Origin of the sequence: Kitasatospora sp. NPDC057512 (assembly GCF_042802135.1) — a bacterium.
Taxonomy (GTDB): domain Bacteria; phylum Actinomycetota; class Actinomycetes; order Streptomycetales; family Streptomycetaceae; genus Kitasatospora.
In genome coordinates this window covers 1-2,782 of record NZ_JBHVET010000927.1, presented here as the reverse complement: position 1 = coordinate 2,782, position 2,782 = coordinate 1, and the positions used below count along the sequence as shown (strand labels likewise).

Sequence of the window (2,782 nt, the reverse complement as noted above, 5' to 3'; positions counted from 1 at the left end):
TGGGGAATTGACCCCCAGACCTCTTGCATGCCATGCAAGCGCTCTACCAACTGAGCTATAGCCCCGCGACACGGGCGACCCTGGCTGACCACGACCGCCGATGCGGAGTGGAGCTATGGGGAATTGAACCCCAGACCTCTTGCATGCCATGCAAGCGCTCTACCAACTGAGCTATAGCCCCGCACTCACCGGATCTCCCGCTTCCCTTCCGGGCCGCGTTCCTTCCCTGCGAACGAGGAAGACTCTAGCTGGTCAGGGCCGGAACTGCGAAATCCGCTCCCTCCGGCCCCCGCCGAGGGCCCCGTGAGGGCCCCCGGCACCCGGTGCCGCCCGAGCCGGTACGGCTCGGCTCAGGTGTCGTCGCCGATGACCGGCTGCGGGAGGGTGCCCGCGTTGTGCTCCAGCAGGCGCCAGCCGCGCGTGCCCTGGCCGAGCACCGACCAGCAGCAGTTGGACAGTCCGCCGAAGCGCTCCCACTGGGCCGGCTCCATGTCGAGCAGCCGCCCGAGCATGGTGCGGATCGTCCCGCCGTGGCTGACCACCACCAGCGTGCCGTTCTCGGGGAGCTTGCCGACGGCGTCCAGGACCACCGGCACCGAGCGGTCGGCGACCTCGGTGGCCAGCTCGCCGTCACCGCCCCGCCGCACCGGCTCACCGGCCGCCCAGGCCTCGTACTCCTCCGGGAAGCGCTCGCGGATCTCGGCGTTGGTCAGGCCCTGCCAGGAGCCCGCGAAGGTCTCCCGCAGGCCCTCGTGGTGCTGCACGTCGAGCCCGGTGACCTCGGCCAGCTCCGCGGCGGTGCGCCGGGCCCGCTGGAGGTCCGAGGAGATCAGCAGGTCGGGACGGAGCCCGGAGAGCAGCCGGGCCGCCCGCTGGGCCTGCTGGACGCCCTGGCCGGTCAGCTCGATGTCCGTGGTGCCCTGGAAGCGCGATTCGAGGTTCCAGGAGGTCTGGCCGTGCCGCCAGAAGACGATGCGCGGGCCGCGCGGGCCCCGGCTCAGTGCAGGTCCTCGGGCTTGCCGAAGTCGTCGGCGGGGGCGACGACGTTGCCGGCCTCGTCGGTGAACGCGTCCGGGCGGTTGCGCGAGGCCAGGGCGTCCTCGGGCAGCGGGAGCTCGGGGCAGTCCTTCCAGAGCCGGTCCAGCGAGTAGAAGGAGCGCTCCTCGGAGTGCTGGACGTGCACGACGATGTCCAGGTAGTCGAGCAGGATCCAGCGGCCGTCGCGCTCGCCCTCGCGGCGCACCGGCTTGATGTCCAGCTGCTCGCGCAGCTGGTCCTCGATCTCCTCGGCGATCGAGCGGACCTGGCGGTCGTTGTTCGCGGAGGCGATCAGGAAGGCGTCGGTGATCGACAGCACCTCGCTGACGTCGAAGGCGACGATGTTGTGCGCGAGCTTGTCGGCCGCCGCCTGCGCGGCGACGGTGATGAGCTGCTGGCTGTGGTCGGTAACGGTCACGGTGTTCTTCCGGCTCGGCGGCTTGGGGGGCGCCCCGGCGCTCGGCCGGGGTCGCCTTCCAGGATCTCACGCCGCCCGGGCGGGCCCGGAACCGTTTTTCCGGGCCCCCGGGCCCCCGGGCCGCCGGGCCCCCGGGCCGCCGGGCCACAGGCCCCACGCCGACGCCGACACCGACGCCGGACCACCGCCGACGCCGGACCACCGCCGACGCGGCCGGCACCACCGCCGCCACCGGCCCGGACCTCCGCCGGGCCCGGGCCACCGCCCTACTGGGTCTTCGGCGGCTGGTAGTCCTTGCCGAGCACCACCAGCAGGTCCGCGTTCTGGGTGTCGCCGGTCACCTTCTTCACCGCCGTGTCCGGCAGGCCGAGGCTGGTCGCCAGCGACTTCGCCGCGCCCTGCCGGGCGTCGTCGGTGTAGCGGATCTCACTGGTGGCCTGCGGGGCGCCCTTGGCCCCGCCCGGGATGAAGGTCAGACCGGAGTTGACGATCTGGACCTGTGCGGCGGCCGCCGCCGCGTCGTTGCCGCTGGAGTCCTGGACCGCGACCCGCACCGGGGCGTCGCCGGCCGCCGCGGACTTCACGGTGCCGCCCAGCACGTCCTTGACCTGCTTGCCCGCGGTCGCCTCGTCCAGGCTGCCGTCCGGCTTGACGGTCAGCGCGGTGGTGCCGAAGTGGCCGTCCTTCGCCTGCTGGGCGAGCTGGACGAGCACCCCTGCGAGGGCGTCCTCGGGCAGCGAGGGGTCGAGCACCGCGTTCATCCGGTGCACGTCGTCCTTGGCGTCCTTGAACTCGGTCGGCATGGCGCGCACCAGCGCGTCCATGACCTGCCCGAACCGGGCCAGCTGGGCGTCCCGGTTCTCGCCGGCGTTCTGCAGCGTCGCGTAGGCGACCGCGGCCTTCCCGCTGAGCATGGTGTTCTTGCCCGCCGCGGACAGCGGCTTGCCGTCCGGCTTGCCGCCCTCGTGGGTCTCGGCGTTGGTGTCCACCCGGATGCCGCCGAGCTGGGAGACCAGCAGTTCCAGGTACGGGGTGTCCAGCCGCCAGGTGCCGGCCACCGGGGCGCCGAGCACGGTGGACAGGCCGTCGCGGGTCGCCGAGGCGCCGATGCCGTCCATGGACTGGCCGACCGTGGTGACCGGCGGGTCCCCCGGGCCGGGCAGCCGCAGGGTGTCGGGCAGCAGCAGTACCGTGCCCTTCTTCCCGGAGGCGTCGTTGACCAGCAGCGCGCTGGACACCTTGCCCTGGAGGTCGCGCAGGTGGACGACATTGACCTGGCGCCCGCCGGCGGCGGCGGCCGCGGTCGGCTTGTCGCCGGTGAGGAAG

At 73.0% G+C, this 2,782-nt stretch carries 3 protein-coding genes and 1 tRNA gene; all 4 read right to left on the bottom strand.

Going from position 1 to position 2,782, the window contains the following annotated elements:
• Positions 1 to 108: 108 nt before the first annotated feature.
• Positions 109 to 181 (bottom strand) — tRNA-Ala (locus ACFU6K_RS35855).
• A 169-nt stretch (positions 182 to 350) separates the two neighbouring features.
• Complete coding sequence (locus ACFU6K_RS35850) at positions 351 to 1,001, bottom strand: histidine phosphatase family protein (RefSeq protein WP_380670346.1); 651 nt, start codon at positions 999 to 1,001, stop codon at positions 351 to 353.
• Positions 998 to 1,456: a ribosome silencing factor gene (gene rsfS, locus ACFU6K_RS35845; protein WP_380670344.1), complete on the bottom strand. Its 459-nt coding sequence runs from the start codon at positions 1,454 to 1,456 to the stop codon at positions 998 to 1,000. The genes ACFU6K_RS35850 and rsfS overlap by 4 nt, the downstream gene beginning before the upstream one ends.
• A 266-nt stretch (positions 1,457 to 1,722) precedes the next feature.
• Positions 1,723 to 2,782, bottom strand: a 1,060-nt coding sequence (locus ACFU6K_RS35840) for a LytR C-terminal domain-containing protein (RefSeq protein WP_380670342.1), incomplete at its 5' end; no start/stop codon positions are given.